The organism is Candidatus Palauibacter polyketidifaciens, from assembly GCF_947581785.1.
GTDB classification, from domain to species: Bacteria; Gemmatimonadota; Gemmatimonadetes; order Palauibacterales; family Palauibacteraceae; genus Palauibacter; species Palauibacter polyketidifaciens.
Genome location: NZ_CANPVO010000007.1, coordinates 1 through 2924, shown reverse-complemented (window position 1 = coordinate 2924; position 2924 = coordinate 1). Strand labels below are relative to the sequence as shown.

The following is a 2924-nucleotide window of genomic DNA, read 5'->3' as shown; positions in this document are numbered from 1 at the left end:
ACCGAGACCGAGGTCGAGCAGGTCGTGCTCCGCATCCACCCCGCGCCCGAGCCGCCGCACAGCGCGACCGCCGACTTCGACCTCGTGCATCTCCGGGGCGAGCAGGAGCTGCGGCGGGAGCGCTGGTCGCTCACGCTCCGCTTCGAGTTCCTCGACTCGATCCCGCCCGAGTTGGTCGTCCACAACCCGATGGGTCTCCTCGTCACCTATCTCCGGGCCGACCGGGCGCTCGTGACGGGAGACGGGCGATGATCGCGCACCTCAACGGACGAGAGAAGGTGCTTGAGGCGTTCGGCTGGACGGGGAAGAAGGCCGAGTGGATCGCGCTGGTGTGCCTCCACAGCGGCGTGTTCACCCGCGCGCAGTGCGCGCGGTTCCTGGGCGCGCACCCGGAGCAGGTGCGGCGCGTCGTCCACGCGCTGATCGCCGAAGGGCTGGCCGCCGAGGAGACCGTCCCCGGCCTCCGGGGGATCGGCCGCGTGTGCCGGATCTACTCCCGGCGCGTCTACCGGGCGCTCGGCGCCGAGCACGTCCGGCACCGCCGCGCCGCCGCGAACGAGGTGCTGCTCAGGCGGCTGCTCTCGCTCGACTACGTGGTCGAGCACGCGGACCTGCCGTGGCTCTCGACCGAGCCCGAGAAGGTCGCCGCGTTCGAGGCGCTCGGCATCGGGCGCGCGCTGCTGCCGTCGCGGCTCTACCGGGGCGCGGCCGGAGACACGCGCCGCTTCTTCCCCGTCAAGCTGCCCGTGGCGCTCGACTCGACGCGCGCCGTGTTCGTCTACGCCGAGCCGGGCCACGAGACCGCGACCGCGCTCCGCTCGTGGGGTGCGGCGCACCGGGGCCTCTGGGACGCGCTCCGGGAGCAGGGCCGCGCCGTCGAGATCGTCGCGGCGGCGCGGACGATGGAGGAGATCGACCGGGCCGGGCGGGTGATCCGCAAGTGGGCCGAGGCGGGGTCCGGCCCGGCCGAGCCGGACGCCCGGACGGCCGAGGAACTGGCCCGGATCGAGCGGGCGATCATCGAGGGCGCGGTCCACGTGCTCGAAGAGTTCGGCGGGCTCCAGGCCGCCATGAAGCGGAGCGTCGCGCTGGAGAACCGTGCGCGCCGTGGTCCTAAGCGCGCACCGGTGAGCCGCGCCGCCACATGGCGGACGATCCGCCTCCAGGGAGCCCGCTACCGATGACCGCCAGGCGAGTTTGGGCCGCACCGGGGCGTGAAATCGACACGGGGGGCCGATTCACAGTCGAGGCGTCCGGCGATTCACAAGGACGTGGGCGGCCATCCGCAGACGCCGTAACGTCTTGCGCCGCCGCGCCCCGGCCGGGCGTCGCCGGTCGGGCCGCTTCGGCGGGGCTGGGAGCGACCCCGGCCCCAAGGGGCCTGGTGCGGGTTCGGGCCGAGGTGTGGATTCACACCCCGCCCCTCCGCCCCGCACGGGGTCGCTCCCAGCCAGCGATCCTTTCAGGAAGGAGGCTGCGCCGATGAAGTCCGCCACGCTCGCCGTCATCGGAGCCGCCGTCGGCGCGGTCGGCGCGCGGGCGCTCAAGGCGCCGTTCCCGCCGCCGGACGCGAACCCGTACCTCGACCTGATCGCATGGCACGATCCGGGCGTGCACGCCGTCCTCCGCTTCTGGCACTACGCGTGGCCCGCCGTCCTGGTCGTGCTCGCGGGCTCGCTCGCGCTCTCGGTCTGGCGGGTCTGGTTCCAGCCGCTCTTCCGGTTCCGGCGGCGCGGCAGGCTGCCCGACTGGCCCAACTCGCCCGCGGACGAAGCGCCCTCGGTCGTGGTCGGCGAACTACACCATCCGACCGCCCAGCGGGAGAGCGAACGGCCGTCCTGGCTCGTCGTCCCCGAGAAGGGACTCTACACCGGCGTGCTCGTCGTCGGAGCGGTCGGGACGGGCAAGACCACCGCCTGCATGTACCCGTTCGCCAGCCAGTTGCTCCACTGGCGGGCGGACGACTCCCGGCGCAGAGCGGGCGCGCTCGTGCTCGAAGTCAAGGGCGACTTTTGTCATCAGGTGCGGAGCATCCTCGAAGACGCCGGGCGCGCCGACGACTACCTCGAAATCGGGCTCGGCGGCTCGTGGCGGTGGAACCCGCTCGACGACCCGCTGCTCGACTCCTACTCGCTCGCCTACGGCGTGGCCTCCCTCATCAACCAGCTCTTCGGCAAGAGCAGGGATCCCTTCTGGCAACAGGCGTACACCAACCTCGTGCGGTGGATCATGGAACTCCACCGGCTCCTGCCCGGGGGCTGGGTCACGCTCCGCGACGTATACCGCTGCACGGTGGACGGCGACCTCCTTGCCGCGAAGATCGGCGAGGCCAAGGCGCTCGCCGACCGCGCGTGCCCGCTTCGCGCCGTCATCGCGAGGAAGGACCTCGCGAAGCACCGCAAGGCGCTCGGGGACTGGGGCTGGCGGGCGCTGCCGGAGGAGGGGAAGGCGGCGCACCGGCTCGATCCCGCGCTCCGGGAGCGGCTCGCCGAACTGAAGGTCGCCTACGCCACCGAGCCCGAGGGCGCCGCCGGAAGCGAACTCCGCGAGCGGGTCGAGGCCGTCGAGCGGTGGTACGACAAGGACTGGTCCAAGCTGGACGCCAAGCTCCGCACCTCGATCGTCGAGGGCATCAGCGTGTTCCTCTCGCTCTTCGACCAGCCGGACGTGGCGGCCGTGTTCTGCCCGCCGCCCCCGACGGTCTCCGAACCGGAACCCAAGAGCAGCGGGGAAGCCGAAGAGGACCGCACGGCGCGGGTCCCGCCCATGCCGGGGCTCCGCAGGCGGCTGCCGCCGCTCTCCGAGTTGATCGAGGGCGGCAAGGTCTTGGCGCTCAACATGCCCGCCGGGGCCAACCCGGCCCTGGCACGCGCCATCGGGGTCCTGCTCAAGAGCGCGTGGATGCAGGCGCTGCTCCGGAGGCC

3 protein-coding genes are annotated in these 2924 nt (G+C 72.8%); all 3 read left to right on the top strand.

The genetic code is table 11. The annotated features are described in order from the left end of the window. On the top strand, window positions 1–252 hold a 252-nt coding region (locus RN729_RS01370; protein WP_310781839.1), incomplete at its 5' end, for a hypothetical protein. Continuing rightward, complete coding sequence (locus tag RN729_RS01365; RefSeq protein ID WP_310781838.1) at window positions 249–1184, top strand: hypothetical protein; 936 nt, start codon at window positions 249–251, stop codon at window positions 1182–1184. The genes RN729_RS01370 and RN729_RS01365, both read left to right, overlap by 4 nt. Before the next feature lie 298 nt (window positions 1185–1482). Continuing rightward, on the top strand, window positions 1483–2924 hold a 1442-nt coding region (locus RN729_RS01360; RefSeq protein WP_310781836.1), incomplete at its 3' end, for a hypothetical protein.